Source organism: Brevundimonas sp. AVps4 (assembly GCF_058681525.1).
The window spans coordinates 1729279-1751742 of record NZ_CM178741.1 but is presented as its reverse complement, the minus strand read 5'-3'; the positions used below and the strand labels follow the sequence as shown (position 1 = coordinate 1751742).

Sequence of the window (22464 nt, the reverse complement as noted above, 5' to 3'; positions counted from 1 at the left end):
TTAGTTCTCACGTCCCCGATCGCGACGCGGACCGCGGTCGCCACGGGGGCCGCCGCGTTCGCGGCCTTCGTTCGAGGACGGACCCGAGGCTTCCTGGGCCCAACGCTTGTCCTGGGCCATCGGGTCGTGCTCAAGCACTTCTCCCTTAAACACCCAGACCTTCACGCCGATGATGCCGTAGGTCGTCTTGGCTTCGTAGAAGCCGTAGTCGATGTCGGCCCGCAGGGTGTGAAGCGGCACGCGGCCTTCGCGATACCATTCCATCCGCGCGATTTCGGCGCCGCCCAGACGACCCGAGACATTCATCCGAATGCCCTTGGCGCCCAGACGCATGGCCGATTGCATGGCGCGCTTCATGGCGCGACGGAAGGCGACGCGGCGTTCCAGCTGCTGCGCGATGTTCTCGGCGATCAGCTGGGCGTCGGTTTCCGGCTTGCGGACTTCGATGATGTTCAGGTGAACTTCACCTTCGGTGCGCGCCGAGATGTCCTTGCGGAGCTTCTCGATGTCAGCGCCCTTCTTGCCGATCACGACGCCTGGACGGGCGGCATAGATGGTGATGCGGCACTTCTTGTGCGGGCGCTCGATGATGATGCGCGACACGCCGGCGGCCGACAGGCGTTCCCGCAGCCACTCGCGCAGCTTCAGGTCCTGGTGCAGCAGGCGGGAATAGTCGGCGCCGGCGGCGAACCAACGGCTGTCCCACGTGCGGTTCACGCCGAGGCGCAGACCGACCGGATTGATTTTCTGTCCCATCAGGCGGCCTCGCCGGCTTCGCGGACCACGATGGTGATCTCGCTGAACGGTTTCAGGATGCGCGACGAGCGACCACGAGCGCGGCTCGCGAAACGCTTCATCACCAGGTTCTTGCCCACAAAGGCCTCGGCGACGACCAGGTTGTCGATGTCGAGGTTGTGGTTGTTCTCGGCGTTCGAGATCGCCGAATACAGGACCTTGCGGACGTCGCCGGCGATGCGCTTACGGCTGAATTCCAGCTCGTTCAGCGCCTTCTGAACCGGCATGCCGCGGATCGAGGCGGCGACCAGGTTCAGCTTCTGAGGGCTGATGCGCATGTTGACCTGCTTGGCGCGGGCCTCGGTCGGGCCGACCCGACGAATGTTCTTGGTCTGGGCCATCGGTTACTTCCTTTTGGCCTTCTTGTCCGCCGCGTGACCCGGGAAGTTCCGGGTCGGGGCGAACTCGCCGAACTTCATGCCGACCATCTCTTCCGAGACCGACACGGGAACGTGCTTCTGACCGTTATGGACGCCGAACGTCAGACCGACGAACTGCGGCAGGATGGTGGAGCGGCGCGACCAGGTCTTGATCACGTCCTTGCGGCCCGACGATTGAACGGCGTCGGCCTTCTTGAGCAGATACCCGTCGACAAACGGGCCTTTCCAGGAGGAGCGGGCCATTCTTAGCGAGCCTTCTTCACGTGACGGGTACGGATGATGAACTTGTCCGTAGCCTTGTTCTTACGGGTGCGGGTGCCCTTGGTGTCCTTACCCCACGGCGTTACGGGGGTACGACCACCGGAGGTCCGGCCTTCACCACCACCGTGCGGGTGGTCGATCGGGTTCATGGCGACGCCGCGGACGTGCGGACGCCAGCCCATGTGGCGCTTGCGGCCGGCCTTGCCCAGGTTCTGGTTCATGTGGTCGGGGTTCGAAACCGCGCCCACCGTGGCCATGCAGCTGTCCAGGACCATGCGCAGCTCGCCCGAGCCGAGACGGATCTGGGCGTAGCCCTGATCGCGACCCACCAGCTGGGCGTAGGCGCCGGCCGAACGGGCCAGCTGAGCGCCCTTGCCGGGCTTCATCTCGATGTTGTGGATGATCGTACCCACCGGCATCGAACGAAGCGGCATGGCGTTGCCCGGCTTCACGTCGGTCTTTTCGCCCGCGACCACCGTGTCGCCCGCCTTCAGGCGTTGCGGCGCGATGATGTAGGTCTTCTCGCCGTCCTCATAGGTCACGAGGGCGATGAAGGCCGTGCGGTTCGGATCGTATTCCAGACGCTCGACCGTGCCGACCATGTCCCACTTGCGACGCTTGAAGTCGATCTTGCGGTACAGGGTCTTGGCGCCGCCGCCGCGGAAGCGGACCGCGACGCGACCGCCCTGCCCGCGACCGCCCGACTTGGTCAGACCTTCGGTCAGCGACTTTTCCGGACGGCCCTTGTGGAGTTCCGAACGGTCGACCAGCACGAGGGCGCGACGGCCCGGCGAAGTCGGATTGTAGTGTTTCAAGGCCATCTGATCAGAGCCCCGTGGTGACGTCGATCGACTGGCCGTCGGCCAGGGTCACGATCGCTTTTTTGATATCGACGCGACGGCCGAGGATGCCCCGGAAGCGCTTGGTCTTGCCCTTTTGGACCAGGGTGTTGACCTTGACGACGTTGACTTTGAACAGGCTTTCGACCGCGGCGGCGATCTCGTCCTTGGTCGCCGTATCGGCGACGCGGAAGACGACCTTGTTCTGCTCGGACAGGATCGTGGCCTTTTCGGTGATCACCGGGGCCAGGATGGTGTCGTAGTGCTTGGCGGTAGGTTGAGCGGCCATTACGCGGCTTCCTTATCGCTGAAGCGGGCTTCGATCGCCTCGACGGCGGCCTTGGTCAGCACCAGCTTGTCGGCCCGCAGGATGTCATAGACGTTCAGGCCGGCGTTCGGCAGGACGTCGATGTGCGGGATGTTGCGGGCGGCCAGACCGAAGTTGGCGTCGACTTCCGGACCCGCGATGATCAGAGCCTTGGTCCAACCCAGCTTGCCCAGCGTCTCGCGCAGGGCGGCCGTCTTGGCTTCCGTGACCGAGACGCTGTCGACGACGACCAAGTCGCCCGACTTCACCTTGGACGACAGGGCGTGACGCAGGGCCAAGGCGCGAATCTTCTTCGGCAGGGAGAAGCCGTGATCGCGAACGACCGGACCGAAGGCGCGCGAGCCGCCGACGAACTGCGGCGCACGGCGCGAACCGTGACGGGCGCCGCCGGTGCCCTTCTGCTTGTACATCTTCTTACCCGTACGAGAGTTCTCGTTGCGGGTCTGAACCTTGTGCGTGCCGGCGCGGCGCTTGGCCAGCTGCCAGCTGACGGTGCGGGCCAGGATGTCGCCGCGGATTTCGGAGATGCCGAAGACGGCGTCCGAGAGCTCCACGTCGCCGGCAGCCTTGCCGTCGAGTTTGATGACCGAGAGTTTCATTACGCTTCACCGCCTTCGGTCGCTTCGACGGCCGGCGCTTCTTCAGCGGGCGTCTCAGCGGGTTGAGCGGCCTTGTTCGACTTCACGGCGCCGGGGAACGGAGCCTCGGCCGGACGGGCCTTCTTGATGGCGTCGCGAACCTTGACGTAGGCGCCGTCATGACCGGGGACAGCGCCCTTGATCAGGATCAGGCCACGCTCGGCGTCCACGCGGACGACGGTCAGGTTCTGGGTGGTGACGGTTTCGGCGCCGTAGTGGCCGGCCATCTTCTTGCCGGGGAAGGTACGGCCCGGGTCCTGACGGTTACCCGTCGAACCATGCGAACGGTGCGACAGCGACACGCCGTGCGTGGCGCGCAGACCGCCGAAATTCCAGCGCTTCATGGCGCCGGCGAAACCCTTACCGATGGTCTCGCCCTGGATATCGACCTTCTGGCCCGCCACAAAGTGGTCGGCCGACAGTTCGGCGCCCACGTCCAGCAGACCGTCCGCATCGACGCGGAACTCGGTCACATAGGCCTTGGGCTCGACTTCCGCCTTGGCGAAGGTCTCGCGTTGAGCCTTGTTGGTGTTCTTAGCCTTCTTCGCGCCAGCGCCCAGCTGGAGAGCGACGTAGCCGTCACGCTCCTGGGTACGTTGGCCGACGACTTGGCAGCCGTCGAGCTGCAGCACAGTGACCGGAACGTGCGCGCCGTCATCGGCGAACACGCGGGTCATGCCCAGCTTCTTGGCGATCACGCCCGTGCGCATCGGATCCCGCCTCTTTCTACTTAAATCTTGATCTCGACGTCCACGCCGGCGGACAGGTCGAGCTTCATGAGCGCGTCCACGGTCTGCGGGGTGGGGTCGACGATGTCGAGCACGCGCTTGTGCGTGCGGATTTCAAACTGCTCACGCGACTTCTTATCGACGTGCGGAGAGCGGTTCACGGTGAACTTTTCGATCAGGGTCGGCAGCGGAATCGGACCACGGACAGTGGCGCCGGTGCGCTTGGCGGTGTTGACGATCTCGCGCGTCGAAAAATCGAGGACGCGGTGATCAAAGGCCTTGAGCCTGATGCGGATGCTTTGATCCATATCGGTGCTTACTTCCAATGCGGTCGGAGGACCGCGTCCCTGTGAACCATTTCAAAGACCGAAGGCCTTCGGGCGCTAGGCCCTCAGGGTACGCAAATCCGCAAAAACGATCGGCCCACGCAGTCGCCTGCGAAGGCCGTTAAAGTCCTGGGTCACTGCAAAGAACAGGGTCTCAGGTCGTTCCTGCGAACCGCGTCTGCATCCGGGGATGCACAGCCGGTCCAACAAGAGTGGCGGCTTATGCCTAGCGATTCCGATTTCGTCAAGCGCGGAACCAAGAGCGGCGACAGGATTTTCCGCGCCGGTCGGAGGACGGTTGAACACCGCCTCCGCCGGCCGCAAATGATCAGGCCGCCGCCCCCTCCCCCGCCCTCATGAGCCGCGCCGCCGTCACCATATTGGCGAGCGCCGCCTCAGTCTCGGGCCAAGCCCGCGTCTTCAGCCCGCAGTCCGGATTCACCCAAAGCCGGTCCTGCGGCAGCCTGCGCGCCGCCGCCTTCAGCAGGGCGGTCATCGCCTCGACTGTGGGGACGCGCGGCGAGTGGATGTCATAGACGCCCGGCCCGATCTCGGCCGGATAGCGGTAGTCGGAGAAGGCGTCGAGCAGCTCCATCCTGGACCGCGAGGTCTCGATGGAGATGACGTCGGCGTCCATGGCCCCGATGGCCTGAATGATGTCGTTGAACTCCGAATAGCACATATGGGTGTGGATCTGGGTTTCGTCTCGCACCCCCGAGGCCGTGATGCGGAAGCTTTCGACCGCCCATTCCAGATAGTCGTCCCAGTCGGCGCGCCGCAGGGGCAGGCCTTCGCGCAGGGCGGCCTCGTCGATCTGGATGACGGCGGCGCCGGCGGCCTCCAGGTCGATCACCTCATCGCGGATGGCGAAGGCGATCTGGCGGCAGGTCGTGCTGCGCGGCTGGTCGTCGCGCACGAAGGACCAGTTCAGAATCGTGACGGGGCCCGTCAGCATGCCTTTCACCGGTCTGTCGGTGAGACCCTGCGCATAGCGCCACCATCCGACCGTCATCGGCCTGGGCCGCGCGACGTCGCCGTAGAGGATCGGCGGGCGCACGCAGCGCGAACCGTAGGACTGCACCCAGGCGGCCTTTGTGAAGACGAAGCCGGACAAGTGCTCGCCGAAATACTGGACCATGTCGTTGCGCTCGAACTCGCCGTGGACCAGGACATCCAGGCCGAGCGCCTCCTGCCACTTGACCGTTCGCGCGGTCTCGTCGCGCAGCAAGCGGGCGTAGGCCGCATCGTCGATGACGCCTCGCCCGTGATCAGCGCGCGCCTTTCGGATCTCGGCCGTCTGAGGAAACGAGCCTATGGTGGTGGTCGGATAGGCGGGCAGATTCAGACGCCCTCGCTGAACCTGGCGACGAATTTCAAAGCAGGAGTTTCTGAGCGCCAGGGCGGGGTCGGCATCGGCGGCTCGCGCCTGGACCTTGGGGTCGTTGATGCGCGGTGAAGTGCGACGTGAGGCGACCGAGGCGGTCGAGGCGTCGAGCGCCGCTTTCACCGCGCCGCGGCCTTCATTCAACGCCCGCGCCAGGGTGGCCAACTCGGCCACCTTCTGCACGGCGAAGGCCAGCCAGTCCTTGATCTCGGGATCGAGCCCGGTCTCCCGTTCCAGATCGATCGGGGCGTGCAGCAAGGAGGAGGACGGGGCGATCATCACCCTGCGCCCGGCCGCGACCAGGGGCTCCACCTTGTCCAGCACGGCGTTGAGGTCGGCCTTCCAGACGTTGCGGCCGTCAATGACGCCGAGCGACAGCACCTGATCGACGCGCGCCGCAGACGCGACCTGGGCCAACTGCTCCGGCGCTCGGATCAGGTCGATGTGCAGTCCGTGAACCGGCAGGCGCAGCACGGCCTCCAGATTATCCCCGAGCCCACCGAAATAGGTGGTCAGCATCAGCTTGATCGGCGGCGTCACGTCGGCCAGCACCCGATAGGCGTGATCATACGCCGCCTTCGCCTCATCGCTCAGATCGGTGACCAGGCAGGGCTCGTCCATCTGCACCCAGGTGGCGCCGGCGCGGGCCAGGGACCGCAGCACCTCGGCATAGATCGGCAGCAGGCGCGGCAGCAGGGTGAGAACGTCAAACGGCTCGCCCCGCGTCTTACCCAGAAGAAGATAAGAGACAGGCCCCAGCAGCACCGGCCGGGTCTCGATCCCCAGCGCCTTGGCCTCCAGATATTCGTCCAGCGCCTTGGTCGAGCCGAGACGGAACACCTGGTCGGCGGTAAATTCAGGCGCGAGATAATGGTAGTTGGTGTCGAACCATTTGGTCATCTCCATGGCCGGCGTCCCCTCGCCGCTCGCATGGGCGTGACCGTGTGCGCACGCCTGGCCGTCGCCCCGTGAACCGCGGGCCATGGCGAAGTAGGTCGCCAGATCGACACGATCCCCGCGCCAGCCGTAGGCGGGCGGCACGGCGCCGACCATGGCGGTCAGGTCGAGCACATGGTCATAGAGAGAGAAGTCGTTGGACGGCACGACGTCGGCCCCCAGGTCACGCTGGCGCGCCCAGGTCAGGCCACGCAGCTGGGCGGCGGCGGACAGAAGGGCCTCGGCGTCGGTCTTGCCGGCCCAATAGGCCTCGAGCGCGGTCTTCAGCTCTCTCTTGGGGCCGATGCGGGGAAAGCCGAGGGTGGCGACCTGGACGGTGTGGCGGGTCATGACGTTCGAAACCTGTGTTGTGGCCAGGCTTCGGACAGGGTCGCGCGGACGCCGACGCGGACGTGCAGGGTCCGGCGGCGCGCATGCGGCCTGACCGGACACCCCGCCGGAGGACGTTATCTGTCGGGGCAGGTCTCCTGGCTCACGGGTCGACGCCTAGGGTCCGGCCTTCCCGGCGTGAACGCCAGTGACACGAGATGGACCTTCGACTCGCCGCTTACAGTTGCGGGGGCAGCGCCGGTTTCCCACCGGCTTCCCTCTTAGCTGCACGTGTTCCGAAGACCACGTGCAGACCACGACGGCTGAGGATGGCCTCACAATCAGCAGGCCGTCAATACATATAAGGATATGCTTATATGATTATGCGATTGCCACAGCTTAACCCTTTGCCTCCAGATGCGCCCACCCCTGACACATTGCGACCACAAGGCGTGGCGGATGGGCAACACGACAGTTTCAAGACACTTACGTAACGACGATTTAATGCTCAGCTTCGTCCGCGCCTGATAGCAGCCGCCCTCCCCGGACCCCCATCCGGGTCGAGACTGCTAAGGACAAAAGAAAATGAAGACGATCCTCCTCGCCACGGCCGCCGCCGCCCTGTTCGCCGCCCCGGCCTTCGCCCAAGACGCCGTCGGCTCGGTCGGCGTGACCTATTCCAACCCCTCGATCGAAGTCGCCGGCAACGATGTCGACGCCGACGTCTGGACCGTGGACGGCACGGTCGCCCTGCCGGCCGCTGACTGGACCGTGACCCTGAACGGCGCCGTCGACTACACCAAGGCCTTCGGTGAAGAAGACTTCACCGGCGTCGCCGCCGCCCACCTGACCAAGATGTGGAGCTCGGACGTCCGCGCCGGCGCCTTCGTCGCCGCCAACGGCATCGGCTCGGGCGATGAGCCGGTCTGGACCGTCGGCGCCGAGGCCCAGAAGTACCTGTCCAACGCGACCCTGACCGGCCTGGTCGCCTACACCACGGCCGACGACGCAGACGCCGACATCTGGACCGTCGGCGGCGACGCCGCCTTCTACGTCATGCCGAACCTGCGCCTGAACGCCGGCGTCAGCTACAACAACGTCGATGTCGCCGGCGGCGACGTGGACGCCTGGACCTACGGCGTTGGCGCCGAGTACGAAATCGAGAACAGCCCGTTCTCGGTCGGCGCTTCCTACACCCGCGCCGACATCGAGTCGGTCGACGTCGACACCTGGTCGGTCGGCCTGCGCTACAGCTTCGGCGGCGGTCTGCAAGCCCGCGACCGGGCCGGCGCCAACCTGGGCGTTTCGGCCATCACCAGCGTCCTGGGCGCCTTCTAAGCCTGACGGCCTGCTGACTAAAAAAAGCCCCGGCGGAGCGATCCGCCGGGGCTTTTTCATCGCCGCCGTCCCATTGCGGAAGATCCGGGGTTCCACGACCGGAGCCTTCCAGCGGCGAGAAGCGGATGTCAGCGTCCGATTTGAACGGAGCCTGAGCCGACGATTGACCGGGAGACCGAGCCGGTCGCCGCCGCAACATAGACGTCGCCGGACCCCGCTATCGCCACGTTGAGGTCGCGGGTCGTCCCTCCGTAGTGAACCTCGCCTGACCCGCCGATCGACACCGACAGCTTGTCCAGACGGCCCTGGCGCACGGTCACGCCGCCCGACCCGCCTATCGAAATATCCCCCTGGCCCGAGACAGCCGCCACATCGACCCGGCCCGCGCCCCCGACGCTGGTCTTCAGATTTCCGGTCGCGCCCGCCGCGACGGAGCCTGAACCGCCCACATTGGCTTCCAAGCTGCGTGAAGCGCCGGCTCGGATCGAGCCTGAGCCGCCGACGCTCAGTTCCAAGCCGCCGTCGACATTGGCCACCGTCCAAGAGCCGCACCCGCCGCTGTCCAGTTCGACCGAACGTGCGCCGCGTCCCACGGCGCCGAAAACAGCGCCCTCCGCGCTGACGTCCACATCACGCGGGGTGCGCAACACGATCAGCGGCGCGTCTTCCAGACGGACGCGGCCCAGGTTGCGCACCTCAACACTGGCGCCTTCGCCAGGTTGGGCGGCGCCCGCACGCCCGGCGTTGCAGTTGCGGACGTCGCCGCCCCACATCCCGGTGCGACGCAGACCGCCGTCGATACGGACGTCCCGTCCCTGACGACGCACCTGGAGCGCCGGCAGCCGGGAGCGTCCCTGCGTCACCTCCACGGCGACGTCCTGGCGGTCTTCGACGATGACGACGACGCGCGCGACAGCGTTGCGGATTTCGACCTCGGCGGCAGACGCCGGCGCGGCTGCGGCGCAGGCCGTCAATGCGGCGGCGGCGATCAGCACGGTCTTCATGAGAGCTCCCTTTCCCTGACTATGGGAGAAGGGTGATCGCCCGGGCGACCGAAGTCATTTTAACTTCAGGTCATGAACCCGAATTAACCTGGCCCCGCCTCAGGCCCGGATCTCTCCCGCTCCGTCGGCGGCGCCGATCTGCGGTTCGAAGTCGCGTTCGAAATGGGCGATCCGGCTCTTCAACAATCCGGCGCGCTTAAGGGCCAGAGAGGCCGCCCAGCGGGCCGCCAGCTCGGGCGTCCCCATGGCGTCGGTGCATCGCGGGCGTCCGCCGCAGCTGCGAAGGACGGCGTTGGTGAACAGGGCTCCGTTTCGGAAACGCGACGGCCAGGTCTGGAAGTCCATCGACAGGCTGACGCAGAACCGATCCAGATTCTCAACCCTGTGCGGCGCATACAGAGGCCAGGTCAGCGCCCGGCCCGGCTCCAGATCGATGATCTGCGCCTCTCGCTCGAAGGCCAGGTCATAGGGCAGTTCCTCGGTCGTCTGGCGGGCGACCACCTGTTCCATGTTCCGTTCCGGCAACCGCCGTTCGTCGCCGGGATAGACGTAGATCCGCTTGCGCCCCCGCATGTGGAACAGGACCACCCCTGCCGCGTCGAAATGATAGGGCACCCGCGCCTTGGGCGACGACAGAATCAGCTGACCGGCGTTCCGAACGGCTCTAAGACCGGGGTAGGTCGCCTGGATCTTGCGAAATTCGTCCATGGCGGCGGCCCAAAGCTCTGGCCAGCCGGTCTCCACGCTCCGCAAATTGACCCACAGCCGGCCCTGTTTGATGGCCTCCAGCAGGGCCTCGCCGGACAGCCGCCCTCGCGCGCCGGTCCGCAGACTGACCTGCCCCGCCTCGTCATAGTCATACAGGTTGATGTCGAACAGTTCGGCGGGATAGCGATCCAGCACCGTCGCCAGGACCGCATCCTCGGCGAACCCCTGATCGACCAGTGTGTGCGGGTGGTCCGCCGCCTCTGAGATCGGACCGGGGTAGCGGGTGCGTCGTTCGTTCATCGGCCTTCCTCGGCTTCGCTTAGACGTGGGCCACGCGGGCCGGGCCTTTGCGCTTGGCCGCCGCCTTGCTCACGGCGGACCGAAGGGCGAAGGCGGCGCCGCGCAACTGGCCAAGGGAGGAGGCTTCGCAGGCCTCGATGGTGGACCAGCGGCGACGCAGAGAGTTGCGCAGGGCCTGCCCCCGTCCTCCGGCTCCGCCCAGGGCGGCCACGGCCGCCTCGCCTAGGCTCCGGCCCAGGCCGGGCCGGATCACCACCGCCTCCCGCACCGTCTGGCGCGCATTGACGAAATACTTCTTGTACCCCTCGCCTTCGAAACCGAAGTCGAAGACGCGGAAGCCGTCCGCCGCCGCCAACCGCATTGTGTCCATGCTCAACAGAATGCCGGGCGAACACCGCGCCAGCCGCGGCTCATAGGCCGGGAACCAGAAGTGGTAATGACGGCCGGCGTGGAGCGAAAACTCCAGCGCCACCAGGCTGTCGCCGGCGTGCATGACGGCCATCGAGGCGCCGAAGTCTTCGTGCCGCGCCAGCATCAGGGCGTGCAGCAGGTCGCGTGTCCATCCGCAGGCGAAGATGTCGTGCAGACCGGATCGACGGTACTGAGCCGCCTTCAGGGCGATCAGACGGTCCAGGAGAAACGGGTCGCGCAGGCCCGCCTCGACGCGGATCGGCCCAAGCTCGGCCTCGAGACTGCGACGGGCGCGCTCCTTGTCCTTGAAATACTTGCCGTAGGTCGATCGCCGCTCGGCGTACCAGGCCTCGTAACCGGGCTCCGACATGGCGACCTGGACCGTCCCGCGCCCCTGCCCCGCTTGGGCGGGGCCCACCCAGCTCGGCACATTAAGCCTTCGCGGGTTCAGCACGCCGGCGACCGCCTCCAGACTGAGCATCTCGTCCTCGGCGGCGATGACGCCGTGGTAGTCGTTCATCGGGGCGCCCAGCGGCTGCACCGCGCCGCCGCGCCTCTGGTGGGGAAAGAAACCCACAATCCGCTCGCCCCGCCGAAACACGGCGACGGCGGCGCCCGGGCAGACGCGGGCGGCGATCTCGGTGAATTCCCACCAGAAATAGGGGCTTGCCAGGGCGGGGTTGGTTAAGGTCCACCGCCGCCACAGGTCGACGGCGGCGGGATCCATCGCCTTCGCCTTCATGATCTCGACCTGCAGCGCTTCCGCCATGACGCCCTCGCGCGACCTCGACAGGCGAGGTCCGTTCCATCACGCCTCCTAACCAATCTGCTGTTTCGTTAGGGTTCACCGGCATGGTGAACGTCTGTTGACGCATGAGGAGGGAGCCGTGGCGCTCCGGATGCGTTGGCTCCGTCTCGGACGCCCCGCGTCTCCTTGGAAATGAAGCCGATGACCGACACCCGCCCCGATGACCGCAAAGTCGAAAATGAAAACCTGCGCCCGGACTCCGACGGCGAGCCGCCGCGCCCGGCGACGGAGCCAAAGGGCGCCGAAGGCTCCAGCAATTCAGGAAAGACGGCGACGGACCCGGCGACAGGGGAAGCGAACTGACCCCGCAGCGATCGTCCCCCGACCTTCCAGGATTATTCATGCCCCCTCGTTTCATCGTCCTGGCGCCAACCGTCGCCGCCCTGACCGTCGCGGGCCTGGCCGTCGCCGCCTGTGATCCCAACGACGACCGGCCGCCCGCCGCCCCCGCAGAGCAGACCGCCCAGGTCGGGGCGCAGGGCCGTTTGTCGCGCGACGCCATCGAGAACACCGCCTATTCCCCGCCGTCGACCGAGGGTGAAGGTGCGAGCCCTGCGGCTCGACCGCAACCGGACCCCGCCCTGATCCGCGCCCAAGTGCTGTTGCAACGCGCCCGCTTCTCGCCAGGCGCCATCGACGGTTTGGAAGGGTCCAACATGCGGCAGGCCGTCTCCGCCTTTCAGAAGGTCCAGGGTCTGCCCGTCAACGGCCGCCTCGACGCCGAGGTCATGGGGCGGTTGCGCGCCGCCAGCCAGGGCGCCGTGACCTCTACTTATGAGATAACCCAACAGGACGTTTCGGCTTCCTATCTCGGCATAGTCCCGACCGAGCTGGAGGCCCAGGGCCGGGCGCCGTCGATGGGCTACGCCAATATCGTCGAAGCGCTGGCCGAGCGCTTTCATGTGACCGAGGACCTGCTGAGGGCCCTGAACCCTACGGCAGACTTCAACCGCCCAGGCCAGAAGCTGCTGGTTCCCGCGATCAATACGACGCCCTTGGCTGCGGACGTCGAAAGGATCGAGGTGGACAAGGCCCAAGGCGCGGTGCGGGCCTATGGCGCGGACGGGACGCTGCTCGCCTATTTCCCGGCGACGATCGGCAGTCGGGACAATCCCACCCCGACGGGGACGGTCAAGGTCAACGGCGTCGCCCGCAATCCCGACTATGTCTATGACCCGTCAAAGCTCAGCTATGGCGATCTGGATCGCAAGGTGGTCGTGGCCCCCGGACCCAACAATCCGGTGGGCGTGGTCTGGATCGATCTGAACAAGCCCAGCTACGGCATCCACGGCACGCCGGATCCACATCTGGTCGGCAAGACCGCGTCGCACGGCTGCGTTCGCCTGACCAATTGGGACGCCTGGACCCTGGCCGACAAGGTCAAGCCGGGCGTGACCGTCCGCTTCGTCTAGGTGCTGGACCTAGTGGACGGCGCCGAAGGGCGTCCCGTCCCAGAAGTCGCAGTTGTGACGAGCGAAGAAGGCGTCATCCAGTCGATCGCCCTGGGCCGTAAACACCCGAACCGGCCCCGCGCCCGCCACACGGGGCCATTCAGCGCCGAAATCCTGCTGTCCGAATCCGGCCCACAGGCCCTGCATGCGGAGCGACAACGCCTTCTGCTCTGGCGTGAACCGGTCGACGTCGGCGAAGATCCAACTGGTCCCGAAGACATAGGCCAGTTCGCTGGCGTGATAAGCGCCCAGGTCCAGGCCCACGATCCCGTCGGGCAGGACGAATGGGGCGTCGCGATCGGCGAACTCATATCCCCAGACTGGCGTATAGCGCGACAGCTGACGCCGCAGGGCCTGGGACGGACAGGCGAACCTCTGGTCGGTGAAGTTGGCGGCGATGGCATAGGCCGGGCCATCCGGGCCGACCGGATAGCGGTCCAGCACGCGGGGACCGACATCGCCGTACATCCACAGCGTCTCCTTCTGGTAGCGGTCCATGTCCTTGACTTCATTGGCGAACAGACGCCCCTCGTCCAGATTGGTCCCGACGATGACGGGCACGCGGGTGAACCGCCCTTGGTCGATAGCCAGGGCGGGGTTTTCAGGCACGGTCGCATCGGTGTGCACCGGTCCCCACGACCCTGGGCCGTTGATGCCCGCCCGAACTGACGGCGCCCGCGACAGACGCCAGGCGGGCAAGGCCTTCAGGCAGGCGATCTGATCGGCGCCGGTGCAGCCCAAACGCCGGGCGAAGAGCGGGCCGGAGGCGGCGGCCTCTTCAGCGCTGACCAGAGACGAGGGCTCCAGACAGCCGCCGCTTTGCAGGATCATCCTCTGATAGAGACCCTCGGCCTGGGGCGAGGTCATCAGATAACAGGCGGCCCAGGCGCCGGCGCTTTCCGTGAACAGGGTGACATTGGCCGGGTCTCCGCCGAAGGCGGCGACGTTGCGGTTCACCCATTTCAGCGCCGCCAACTGATCCATCAGGCCGAAGTTGCCGCCGAACCCCTCACCCTCAGCCTGGAACTGAGGATGCGCCAGCCAGCCGAGGGCCCCCAGCCGGTAGTTCAAAGTGACGACCACCCGGTCCTGATCCACCGCCAGCCGCGACGGATCGTAGTTGGCGCCCGAGCCCACGGTGAAGGCGCCGCCCGGTATATAGACCATGACAGGCCGGCGCCGCTGCGGTTCGCCGGCCGGGGCGTAGATGTTGAGGTAGAGGCAATCCTCTGACCCGACCACCAGACCGCCCCCGCCGCCCAATATCGCCTTGCGCCCTATAGCCTGGGTGCAGTCGGACCCTATGCGGGTGGCGTCGCGCACCCCGCTCCAGCCTTCAACGGGCTGAGGCGCCCGCCAGCGCAGTTCGCCGACGGGCGGGCGCGCGAAGGGCACGCCCAGAAACGCCCGCGCGCCCGCGCCCTCTACGCCCCGAACCGTCCCGGCCTCGGTGGCGGCGAGAACCGGGCGAGCGTCCGGCGCAAACTTAATGGAGAGGACCTTGCCCGGATGGACGGCGCAGGCCGCCAGAACGAGGGACGCGAACAGCAGCGACAGCAGACGCATAGAGAACCTTGGCCGTGACGAAGCGACTTTAACGCGCGCGCCCGTGCAAATATCCCTGTGCGAACCGATTCAGTCCCGCAGAACGACCTAGGGCCAAAGGCGCTGTCGCAGCCAGGCGTCGCCGTCGCGGGTGAAGCGCAGCCGGTCATGCAGGCGGAACGGCCGGTCGCGCCAGAATTCGACGACATGGGGCGTCACCCGCCAGCCGCTCCACCGCTCAGGACGCGGCACCTCCAGGTCCTGGAACCGGGCAGTCTCGCGCGCGACGGCCGCCTCCAGGGTCTGGCGATCGTCCAGCGGTCGCGACTGGTCCGAGGCCCAGGCGCCGATGCGGCTCTCGCGGGCCCGGCTGGCGAAATAGTCGTCGGCCTCCTGAGGCGTCACCGGTTCGACTGAGCCTCGCACCCGCACCTGACGGCGCAGCGACTTCCAGTGAAAGGTCAAGGCGGCGACCGGCCGCGCCGCCAGTTCGACGCCCTTGGCGCTTTCGCGGTTCGAATAGAAGGTGAAGCCGCGCGCATCGACGTCCTTCAACAACACGATCCGCGCGTCCGGCATGCCGTCGGCGTCCACGGTGGACAGGGTCATGGCGTTGGAATCATTGACCTCATGCGCGCGCGCCTCAGCGAGCCATTCGATGAAGGGACCGATCGGTTCGGTGCGGTCGAACAGGCTTTCGTCGCCGTTGGCGGCCAGGGCGGCGGCGTAGTCGCGAGCGTATTCCTCTCGCGACGGACTGGGCGGGATCACTGGTGCGGTCATGCGCAGGATTTAGACTGTGAAGGAGCCGATGAAAATGATCGGGATCAAATCCCCCCTCCCCGCCGTCCAGATCAAGCTGGTTAACCCGGCGTTGACCCTAAGGCGCGAACGGTAGCGAAATGAGCCCTTCTCATTCCCGATCAGACGCCGATGCGGTTCGTGACGCCCTTTCCACCTTGGGGCTTCAGGACGCCGCCGACGCTGAATCGCTGAAGGCGGCCTTCCGCGCGGCGGTGAAGGCGGCGCGGCCCGACCAGCCTGGCGGAGACGCCGATCGGTTTCGCAGAGTCATCGCCGCCTATCGCCTGGTCCAGGCCTACAGGCCGGGCGACGCCGCGCCGGGGACGCCGGACCGGCCCGCCGCCCCGCCTGTGCTCAGCCTCAGCCCCTTGCAGGCGGTCGCGGGCGCCAAGATTGATCTGCGGCTGGGTGCGCGCACGATCCGGGTCGCGGCGCCGCCGGGCCTTCGAACCGGAGAGACGCTGCGGCTGCGCGGCGGGGCGGCCGACAGGGCGGACCTTCTCCTGGCGGTGCTGATCCGCCCCCAAGACGGCCTGTCGGTCCTGGGCGACGATCTGTTCATGAGTTGGCCGACGCCTCAGCGCCTGTTGCAGGAAGGCGGTCGGGTCGAGATCGACACCCACGCCGGGACACGTTCCGCCTGGATCACGCCGGACCGTGCGGCGCCGGTCCGCATTCGGCTGAAAAACCTGGGCCTGCCGGCGCGCGGGTCACGCTCCGCAGGCCATCTGTTCGTCACCTTGACGCCGTCGTCCGACACGCGGTCCCCGGCCGAAGACCTGCTGGCGCAGTTCACCCGGGCCTGGACGCCGGAACGGCTGGCGGCCTGAGGCCGCAAAGCGCTTCGCGAACCCGGCGTGACGGTTTCGCCGGGCGCCGTCATGCTCTAAGCGTCGCCCTATGTCGCACAACACCTTCGGCCATCTGTTTCGCGTGACCACCTGGGGCGAAAGCCACGGCCCAGCCATCGGCTGCGTCGTGGACGGCTGCCCGCCGCTGATCCCTCTGACCGAGGCCGATCTTCAGCCTTGGCTTGACCAGAGAAAGCCCGGCGGTTCGCGCTTCGTGACCCAGAGGCGCGAAAGCGACACCGCGCAGATTCTGTCGGGCGTGTTCGACGACGGCGAGGGCCCGGTCACGACCGGCACGCCCATCTCGATCCTGATCCAAAACGAGGACCAGAGATCCAAGGACTATGGCGAGATCGCGCGGGCCTATCGTCCCGGCCATGCCGACTTCACCTATCAGACCAAATACGGCGTTCGCGATCCGCGGGGCGGCGGGCGCTCGTCGGCGCGCGAGACGGCCAGCCGCGTGGCGGCGGGAGCTGTGGCGCGCAAGGTGCTGGGCGACGGCGTCAAGATCCGCGCCGGCGTGGTGCAGATCGGCCCTCACCGGATCGCACCGGAAGCCATTGATTTCGACGCCGTGCACGGCAACCCGCTGTTCGCCGCCTCCAGCGCGGTCGTAGCGGAATGGGAGGCCTATCTGGACGAGGTCCGCAAGGCCGGCTCGTCGATCGGCGCCGTCGTCGCCCTGGAGGTGACGGGCGTGCCTCCCGGCTGGGGCGCGCCGCTCTACGGCAAGCTGGATTCCGAACTGGCCGCCGCCCTGATGTCCATCAACGCCGCCAAGGGCGTGGAGATCGGCGCCGGCTTCGGAGCGGCGGAGTTGTCGGGCGAGGACAACGCCGACCAGATGAGGCTGGACCTGAACAAGCAGCCGGTCTTCCTGTCGAACCATGCGGGCGGAGTGCTGGGCGGCATCTCCACAGGACAGCCGGTCACGGCGCGGGTGGCGTTCAAACCCACCTCATCGATCCTGACGCCGCGCCAGACCATCACGCGCGACGGCGAAGAGACGGATCTGCGCACCAAGGGCCGCCACGATCCTTGCGTCGCCCTGCGCGCCGTTCCGGTGGTGGAGGCTATGGCCGCCTGCGTGCTGGCCGACGCCCTCCTGCGACACCGTGCCCAGGTCGGATGACGGACATCCGATCCATCCGCGAAGGGGAAGACGAGGCGGTCATCGCACTTTGGACAGCCTGCGGCCTGACGCGCCCATGGAACGACCCGGTTGCGGACCTGACTCTGGCGAAGGGCGGCGCGACCTCCGCCGTTCTGGTCGCGGCGGACGACGCGGGAATAGGCGGGACCATCATGGTGGGCTTCGACGGCCATCGCGGCTGGGTCTATTATCTGGCGGTTGACCCCGGGCGTCGTCGCCGCGGCTTGGGGCGCAGCCTGACGGCGGCGGCGGAAGACTGGCTGATGGTCAGAGGCGCCCCCAAACTTCAGCTCATGGTCCGCAGCGATAACGAGGCGGCTGTGGGCTTTTATCAGCGACTGGGTCTGGAGCGGCAGGAGGTGATCGTACTCGGCCGCAGGCTGGACGGCTGACCGGCGTCGCCGTTCGCTCTGTCCTTCGGCTTCTCGTCCTGCCGCATAAGCGCCATCAGGCCGGTTAGACCCGTCGTCATCACGATCATCGCCGACTCCTGCAACTGCGAACCGTTTGCAGGTTCGCGCGCATCTGAGCGGTGTGCAAGACGGGTTCGTCGGTGGCGCCGCACTACAGGAGATCAACCGTGCGTGAAGACGGAAAGCTGGACTACCTCGAACTGCCCGCTGCAGACCTGCCCAGGACCAAGGGATTCTACAGTCAGGCCTTCGGCTGGACCTTTGTCGATTACGGCCCGACCTACGCTGCCTTCGACCAGGGGCTGGACGGCGGTTTCGACGCCGACGAGGCGGAACGAACCAGGACGCCTCTACCCGTTCTTTACGCGGACGACCTGGAGGCCATGCAGGCCAAGGTCGAGACGGCCGGCGGCGTGATCCTGAAGCCAATCTACGCCTTTCCGGGCGGTCGTCGCTTCCACTTCGCCGATCCTGCCGGGACGGAGATGGCGGTCTGGTCGGAAAACTGACCCCAGGACGTCAGCGGGCGTCCACCGACTGCGCAATCCTCTCGGCCAAGTCGCGGGCGGCGTCGTCCACACTCGCCACCCAGATATGGATTTCCTGGGGCGCGGACGGCCGCTGGAACAGGTGCTCCAGCGCCTGACGTCGCCCGCCTTCGCTGACCACGACCGAGGCGCGCCCTCCGGCCCGCACCACCTCGCCGTCGTAAATGGGGAATTGCGACGCCGGACCCACATAGATCATGACGAGGGGAAGCCCCCCGGCGGCCCGAACCGAATAGACGGCGGCGTCGGCGCCCGCCGGGGCGCGGGTCAGGATCAGGCTCTGCGGCAGCTCAAGGGTGAAGGGCAAGGCGGCGATAGCGGCGGCGTCCAGGCCTGACAAGCCGACAGGGTTCGCCGACGGCGCAGCGCTGGTCGCCGAAGAGGTCGGCGCGGCCGGCGACGTGACGGCGGGCGTCGTCGCGGGCGTCGGCCGTGGTGGCGGCGTGATCGCCGGTCGCACCGCCGGAGAGGTCGGCGCCGCAGCCGAGGGCTCGGCCCCGATCGCAGCGGACGTTGCGGAGGGCGTCGCGGGCGCGGGCGCGGCGGCCGGCGCACGCCCCGCCGACAGGCTGTTGAGGTCGCGCGTCACAGACGACGCCCCCGACTGAATCGGCGCCGCCCCGGTTTGAGAAGAGGTCGCCGGCGGCTGGGGTTGAGATGCGGTCGTCGGTTTGAAGGGCGGACCGCTGTTCAAATCCCGCGTCAGATCCGACGGCGAGCGCGGTGCGGACGACGCTTCTTGACCGGACAGAAGCGTGGCGGCGAGAGCGAGAGCGAACATGGCGCGACCTTTACGCGCCGCAGGCTGAACCGCAAGGCCCCGTCAGGCGCGCGGCAGCTCGATCCAGAAGGTCGCGCCCTCACCCGGCGCCGACACCACGCCTATGGCGCCGCCTTGAAGCTCAACCAGCCGCTTGGCCAGGGCCAGGCCGACGCCGTGGCCTTCCACGCTGGATCGTTCCAGCCCCAGACGGTTGAAGGGCTCAAACAGCTGCGCCTGCTTCTCCTCGGACAGGCCGGGGCCGAAGTCGGACACCTCGATGCGAACGCAATCCTCCTGCTGGATCGCTCGCAGGATCACGCCGCCGCCCGCACCGCCGTATTTGAGCGCATTGACCGCCAGGTTGGTCACGACCTGAACCAGTCGTTGGGAGTCCGCCACAGCCACCGCGTGGCCGTCCTCGCAGACGACGGTGATCTCCACGCCCTGAGCCTCGGGCAACAGCACCGCACTGCGCCGGACGTCATCGAGCACGCCCACCACGTCGGTCGGGCGCAGTTCGACCTTGACCGAGCCGGATTCGGCGCGCGCCACGTCCAGCAGATCGTGCGCCAGGGCCTCGACCTGTCGGGCCGTCTTGACCAGCATGTCCGCCATCTCCGCCTGTTTCGGCGTCACCGGCCCCAGTTGCCCGCTTGACCAGAGTTGGCCGATGCCGATGACGCCCGCGACCGGGCTTTTGATCTCGTGCGCGACATTGGCCAGCAGGCGAGACTTGGCTTCGGAAGTCATTTCGGCCCGAACCTGTCCCAGACGCGCTCGCTCGGCCAGCCGATCTCGTTCCTCCAGAAGGGCGGCCACCAAAAGGGTCGGCATATAGCCGATGAGAACCAACAGCTGCGCTATCAGCACCTGTTCGGCGCGCTCCATTCCGGTGACATAGGGGCCGGCGCCGGCCATGGCGCTGCCCACCGCCAGGATCGAGACGAGCAGAAGGCTGAAGGCCGAGCCCGCCACGCCCAGACGCACCGCCACCGCCAGCAGCAGCGGCGTCATTATGAAGCCCATGGACATCTGTCCGGTGAAGCCGATGTAGTAGAAGGCCAGAATGGCGGCCATCAGGCCCGCCGCCTCAAATCGCGTCTGCGAGCGGTTCAGGCGGGTCAGGGTGGAACGGGTCAATGAAAGCCCCAGAGCCCCGATCACCGCAATGCCGAGGGTATGGCCGAACCACCAGGTCTTGAAACTCTCCAGCGACGCCTCCTGACCCAGATGCGGCAGGGCAAAGGCCACCGCCAGGCCTGCGGGGACAGGGGCGATCAGGGCGCAGAGCAGAAAGCGGACGGTGCTGCCCAGACTGAGAATGTGCAGGCTCGGCAAAACTCGACGCACCAGAAACACAGCCGCCCCGATCTCGATCAGATTGCCGGCAGTGAACAGCAACGACAGCGCCGGACTGTTTCCCGAGATCAACTCGCCGATCATGAGGCTGACGGTCAGAACCAGGGCGTAGACCATGTCGTGACGGCGTCCGCTGCCGGTCCTCAGCCAGACCGCAACCGCCACGCCGCTGGCGGCCCACAGGCCGACCATCAGGCCGGAGCTGCGCGCAAAATTGACCGCCACGGCGACCAGCAAGGCCACCGCCACGCCGGTCAAGACAGGCACGACGGGGTGGGCGAACAGATCACTGGCCGCCTTGCTGCGGCCTAGGCCGGCTGCCGACGCAGGGGCTGCGGTTGCGATGTCGAGCGCGCGGCTCATCGTCATGTAAAGGGTCTCGGCGAATGGATCCGCCGAAGATTAGACGCCGATCATGCTAAAATACCCTGAAGCAGGGCGCGGTTCAGAACTTCAACCTTTCGTTGAAAGCCTTGACCGCCGCCGCCGGCCCCTGGGCATAGGACCAGACGCCGCTGCTGACGGCGATGAAATCGGCCCCCGCGCGGGCGAGGTCCCGGGCCGTGTCCACCGTGATCCCGCCGATGGCGACGCAGGGCGCCTCGACCGTTTCCTGCCAGACGGTCAGAAGCTCCAACTCCGGCCGGTGCGTCGTGGTCTTGGTGTCGGTCGGATAGAAGGCGCCGAAGGCGACATAGTCGGCTCCGCCCTCTGCGGCGTCCCAGGCCAGTTCACGGTCGTCGTGACAAGTGACGCCGATCATGGCGTCTGGCCCCATGATGCGCCGAGCCTCGGCCAGAGTGGCGTCCTGCTGGCCGATGTGCACGCCATCGCATCCGGTCTCCTTGGCCAAATCCGGGCGGTCGTTCAGCAGAACGGCCACGCCGTGGCGACGCGCGACGGGCGCCAGCGCCGCGACCGCCGCCCGGACCGCGGCGTCGTCGGCCGGCTTGAGCCGGATTTGCAGCGCCGCCACGTCGCCGGCGTCCAACGCCTGACCCAGCAGGTTCGCAAAGGCGTCCAGATCCGGAATCACCGGAGGGGTGATCAGATAGAGGCGGCAGGGCGGACGGGCGGGAACGGTGGGGGACTTGGCCATGGCGCTGCTTCCCTCTCCTGCGACCATTCGTCAACGGTATCAGACGGCGCAATGCGTGCGAACGACTTGCAATCGCCTTAACGGATGCTATAGCGAACCATTATCAGCCTCGACCGCATGGATCCTCGTGTACGTCTGCAACTGCAACGGTCTGCGTCAAAGAGACGTCGCTCAAGCCATCGAGGCTGGCGCCAGCCGTCCGCGCGACATTTTCGAGCGCCACCAGTGTCAGGCCCAGTGCGCCAAATGCGTCTGTGAGATGCGGCAGATGATCCAGGACAGCCGCGAAGCCTTCGCCCTCGCCGCCGAATAGTCGCTGAAGCCTTCGCGGGCGAAAATCACTCGCACTATCAATGTAGTGATAAAAACTCGCAAATAAACAAACTGGCTTTTACTGTGGTACGGCACGGCCTGACAGGCGGCGCAGGGGTCGTCTCCAGAGCAAGGACAGGACCATGAAGGGCGATCCCGCAATCCTCCGCACACTGAACGCTGTGCTGACTAACGAACTGACGGCGGTCAATCAGTATTTCCTTCACGCGCGCATGTTCGAGAGCTGGGGCTTGGCCCACCTCGGCCACGTGATCTACGAGGAATCGATCGGCGAGATGAAGCACGCCGACATGCTGATCAAACGCATCCTCTTCCTGGACGGCCTGCCGAATCTGCAGGATCTGCACAAGCTCAAGGTCGGCGAGGATCCGATCGAATGTCTGGGCGCCGACCTGCAGCTGGAGCTGGACAGTCGTGTCGCCACCGCCGCCGCCGTGACCCAGTGCGAAGAGGCCCGCGACTACGTCAGCCGTGACCTGCTGATGAAGATTTTGTCCGACACCGAGGAGCACATCGACTTCCTCGAAAACCAGCACAAGCTGATCGAACTGATGGGCGCACAGAACTATCTGCAGTCGGCCATGAAGGAGATCGTCACCGACAGCGCCGCGACGGGCGGCTGAGGCTC

At 66.8% G+C, this 22464-nt stretch carries 27 protein-coding genes and 1 riboswitch; of the genes, 10 read left to right on the top strand and 17 right to left on the bottom strand.

Annotated features, from left to right (window positions below; genetic code table 11):
- The 9 genes from rpsC to metE all read right to left on the bottom strand — a co-directional run bounded on the left by rpsC (position 1) and on the right by metE (position 6966).
- The gene (rpsC, locus tag ACW178_RS08600; protein ID WP_054765461.1) at positions 1–756 is read right to left on the bottom strand and encodes a 30S ribosomal protein S3; all 756 of its coding nucleotides are present in this window, start codon (positions 754–756) and stop codon (positions 1–3) included.
- Entirely contained in the window at positions 756–1136 is a 381-nt protein-coding gene (gene rplV, locus ACW178_RS08595) for a 50S ribosomal protein L22 (RefSeq protein WP_054765460.1), read from the bottom strand. The genes rpsC and rplV overlap by 1 nt, the downstream gene beginning before the upstream one ends.
- A 3-nt stretch (positions 1137–1139) precedes the next feature.
- Positions 1140–1418, bottom strand: coding sequence for a 30S ribosomal protein S19 (rpsS, locus tag ACW178_RS08590; protein WP_007442184.1), 279 nt, complete (start codon positions 1416–1418; stop codon positions 1140–1142).
- A gap of 2 nt (positions 1419–1420) precedes the next feature.
- Positions 1421–2257, bottom strand: a complete 837-nt coding sequence (gene rplB, locus ACW178_RS08585) for a 50S ribosomal protein L2 (protein ID WP_054765459.1) — start codon at positions 2255–2257, stop codon at positions 1421–1423.
- 4 nt (positions 2258–2261) lie between these two features.
- Complete coding sequence (locus tag ACW178_RS08580) at positions 2262–2564, bottom strand: 50S ribosomal protein L23 (protein WP_054765458.1); 303 nt, start codon at positions 2562–2564, stop codon at positions 2262–2264.
- A complete protein-coding gene (rplD, locus tag ACW178_RS08575) occupies positions 2564–3202 on the bottom strand; it encodes a 50S ribosomal protein L4 (protein WP_152949958.1) in 639 nt (212 codons plus the stop codon). Before rplD ends, ACW178_RS08580 begins: the two co-directional genes overlap by 1 nt.
- Positions 3202–3951, bottom strand: a complete 750-nt coding sequence (gene rplC, locus ACW178_RS08570) for a 50S ribosomal protein L3 (protein WP_152949956.1) — start codon at positions 3949–3951, stop codon at positions 3202–3204. The genes rplD and rplC overlap by 1 nt, the downstream gene beginning before the upstream one ends.
- Before the next feature lie 20 nt (positions 3952–3971).
- Entirely contained in the window at positions 3972–4277 is a 306-nt protein-coding gene (gene rpsJ / locus ACW178_RS08565) for a 30S ribosomal protein S10 (protein ID WP_003164367.1), read from the bottom strand.
- 346 nt (positions 4278–4623) lie between these two features.
- Positions 4624–6966, bottom strand: a complete 2343-nt coding sequence (gene metE / locus ACW178_RS08560; protein ID WP_492024466.1) for a 5-methyltetrahydropteroyltriglutamate--homocysteine S-methyltransferase — start codon at positions 6964–6966, stop codon at positions 4624–4626.
- A gap of 110 nt (positions 6967–7076) precedes the next feature.
- A riboswitch (cobalamin riboswitch) is annotated at positions 7077–7278 on the bottom strand.
- Between the two features lie 252 nt (positions 7279–7530).
- Here metE and ACW178_RS08555 point away from each other — a divergent pair.
- Positions 7531–8283: a porin gene (locus ACW178_RS08555; RefSeq protein WP_152949953.1), complete on the top strand. Its 753-nt coding sequence runs from the start codon at positions 7531–7533 to the stop codon at positions 8281–8283.
- Positions 8284–8411: 128 nt separating this feature from the next.
- Here the strand turns inward: ACW178_RS08555 and ACW178_RS08550 are convergent, their stop codons facing one another.
- From ACW178_RS08550 to ACW178_RS08540, 3 genes are all read right to left on the bottom strand, one after another.
- Positions 8412–9287 carry a GIN domain-containing protein gene (locus ACW178_RS08550; protein ID WP_336966717.1) on the bottom strand — a complete coding sequence of 292 codons (876 nt, stop codon included), beginning with the start codon at positions 9285–9287 and terminating at the stop codon, positions 8412–8414.
- Positions 9288–9386: 99 nt separating this feature from the next.
- Positions 9387–10295 (bottom strand): cupin domain-containing protein, encoded by a 909-nt coding sequence (locus tag ACW178_RS08545; RefSeq protein WP_287105570.1) that lies wholly within the window; start codon positions 10293–10295, stop codon positions 9387–9389.
- 19 nt (positions 10296–10314) lie between these two features.
- Positions 10315–11475 (bottom strand): GNAT family N-acetyltransferase, encoded by a 1161-nt coding sequence (locus tag ACW178_RS08540; protein ID WP_492024465.1) that lies wholly within the window; start codon positions 11473–11475, stop codon positions 10315–10317.
- A 180-nt stretch (positions 11476–11655) separates the two neighbouring features.
- Here ACW178_RS08540 and ACW178_RS08535 point away from each other — a divergent pair, with 180 nt between their 5' ends.
- Positions 11656–11817 carry a hypothetical protein gene (locus ACW178_RS08535; protein ID WP_191555498.1) on the top strand — a complete coding sequence of 54 codons (162 nt, stop codon included), beginning with the start codon at positions 11656–11658 and terminating at the stop codon, positions 11815–11817.
- A 38-nt stretch (positions 11818–11855) separates the two neighbouring features.
- Positions 11856–12926: a L,D-transpeptidase family protein gene (locus ACW178_RS08530; RefSeq protein ID WP_054765450.1), complete on the top strand. Its 1071-nt coding sequence runs from the start codon at positions 11856–11858 to the stop codon at positions 12924–12926.
- Between the two features lie 9 nt (positions 12927–12935).
- Here ACW178_RS08530 and ACW178_RS08525 read toward each other — a convergent pair whose 3' ends face one another.
- Both ACW178_RS08525 and pdxH read right to left on the bottom strand, forming a co-directional pair.
- Entirely contained in the window at positions 12936–14531 is a 1596-nt protein-coding gene (locus tag ACW178_RS08525) for a carboxylesterase/lipase family protein (protein ID WP_152949947.1), read from the bottom strand.
- An 87-nt stretch (positions 14532–14618) separates the two neighbouring features.
- Entirely contained in the window at positions 14619–15293 is a 675-nt protein-coding gene (gene pdxH / locus ACW178_RS08520) for a pyridoxamine 5'-phosphate oxidase (RefSeq protein WP_287105573.1), read from the bottom strand.
- Positions 15294–15412: 119 nt separating this feature from the next.
- Between pdxH and ACW178_RS08515 the strand changes: the two genes are divergently transcribed.
- From ACW178_RS08515 to ACW178_RS08500, 4 genes are all read left to right on the top strand, one after another.
- The gene (locus ACW178_RS08515) at positions 15413–16144 is read left to right on the top strand and encodes a DnaJ C-terminal domain-containing protein (RefSeq protein ID WP_287105574.1); all 732 of its coding nucleotides are present in this window, start codon (positions 15413–15415) and stop codon (positions 16142–16144) included.
- Positions 16145–16214: 70 nt separating this feature from the next.
- Positions 16215–17300: a chorismate synthase gene (aroC, locus tag ACW178_RS08510; protein ID WP_287105575.1), complete on the top strand. Its 1086-nt coding sequence runs from the start codon at positions 16215–16217 to the stop codon at positions 17298–17300.
- Entirely contained in the window at positions 17297–17713 is a 417-nt protein-coding gene (locus ACW178_RS08505) for a GNAT family acetyltransferase (RefSeq protein WP_287105576.1), read from the top strand. The genes aroC and ACW178_RS08505 overlap by 4 nt, the downstream gene beginning before the upstream one ends.
- A gap of 188 nt (positions 17714–17901) precedes the next feature.
- Positions 17902–18243 (top strand): VOC family protein, encoded by a 342-nt coding sequence (locus ACW178_RS08500; RefSeq protein ID WP_054765444.1) that lies wholly within the window; start codon positions 17902–17904, stop codon positions 18241–18243.
- 10 nt (positions 18244–18253) lie between these two features.
- Here the strand turns inward: ACW178_RS08500 and ACW178_RS08495 are convergent, their stop codons facing one another.
- Positions 18254–18589 (bottom strand): hypothetical protein, encoded by a 336-nt coding sequence (locus tag ACW178_RS08495; protein ID WP_152949937.1) that lies wholly within the window; start codon positions 18587–18589, stop codon positions 18254–18256.
- Between ACW178_RS08495 and ACW178_RS08490 the strand changes: the two genes are divergently transcribed.
- Positions 18579–18890 (top strand): hypothetical protein, encoded by a 312-nt coding sequence (locus ACW178_RS08490; RefSeq protein ID WP_152949935.1) that lies wholly within the window; start codon positions 18579–18581, stop codon positions 18888–18890. The genes ACW178_RS08495 and ACW178_RS08490 overlap by 11 nt on opposite strands.
- A 215-nt stretch (positions 18891–19105) precedes the next feature.
- Here ACW178_RS08490 and ACW178_RS08485 read toward each other — a convergent pair whose 3' ends face one another.
- Entirely contained in the window at positions 19106–20773 is a 1668-nt protein-coding gene (locus ACW178_RS08485) for a sensor histidine kinase (RefSeq protein ID WP_152949933.1), read from the bottom strand.
- Positions 20774–20849: 76 nt separating this feature from the next.
- A complete protein-coding gene (gene thiE, locus ACW178_RS08480) occupies positions 20850–21503 on the bottom strand; it encodes a thiamine phosphate synthase (RefSeq protein WP_191558348.1) in 654 nt (217 codons plus the stop codon).
- Between the two features lie 127 nt (positions 21504–21630).
- Between thiE and ACW178_RS08475 the strand changes: the two genes are divergently transcribed.
- Together ACW178_RS08475 and bfr are read left to right on the top strand one after the other, a co-directional pair.
- A complete protein-coding gene (locus tag ACW178_RS08475) occupies positions 21631–21816 on the top strand; it encodes a (2Fe-2S)-binding protein (RefSeq protein WP_054765439.1) in 186 nt (61 codons plus the stop codon).
- A 142-nt stretch (positions 21817–21958) separates the two neighbouring features.
- Positions 21959–22459 carry a bacterioferritin gene (bfr, locus tag ACW178_RS08470; RefSeq protein ID WP_054765438.1) on the top strand — a complete coding sequence of 167 codons (501 nt, stop codon included), beginning with the start codon at positions 21959–21961 and terminating at the stop codon, positions 22457–22459.
- The last annotated feature ends 5 nt before the right edge of the window (positions 22460–22464 follow it).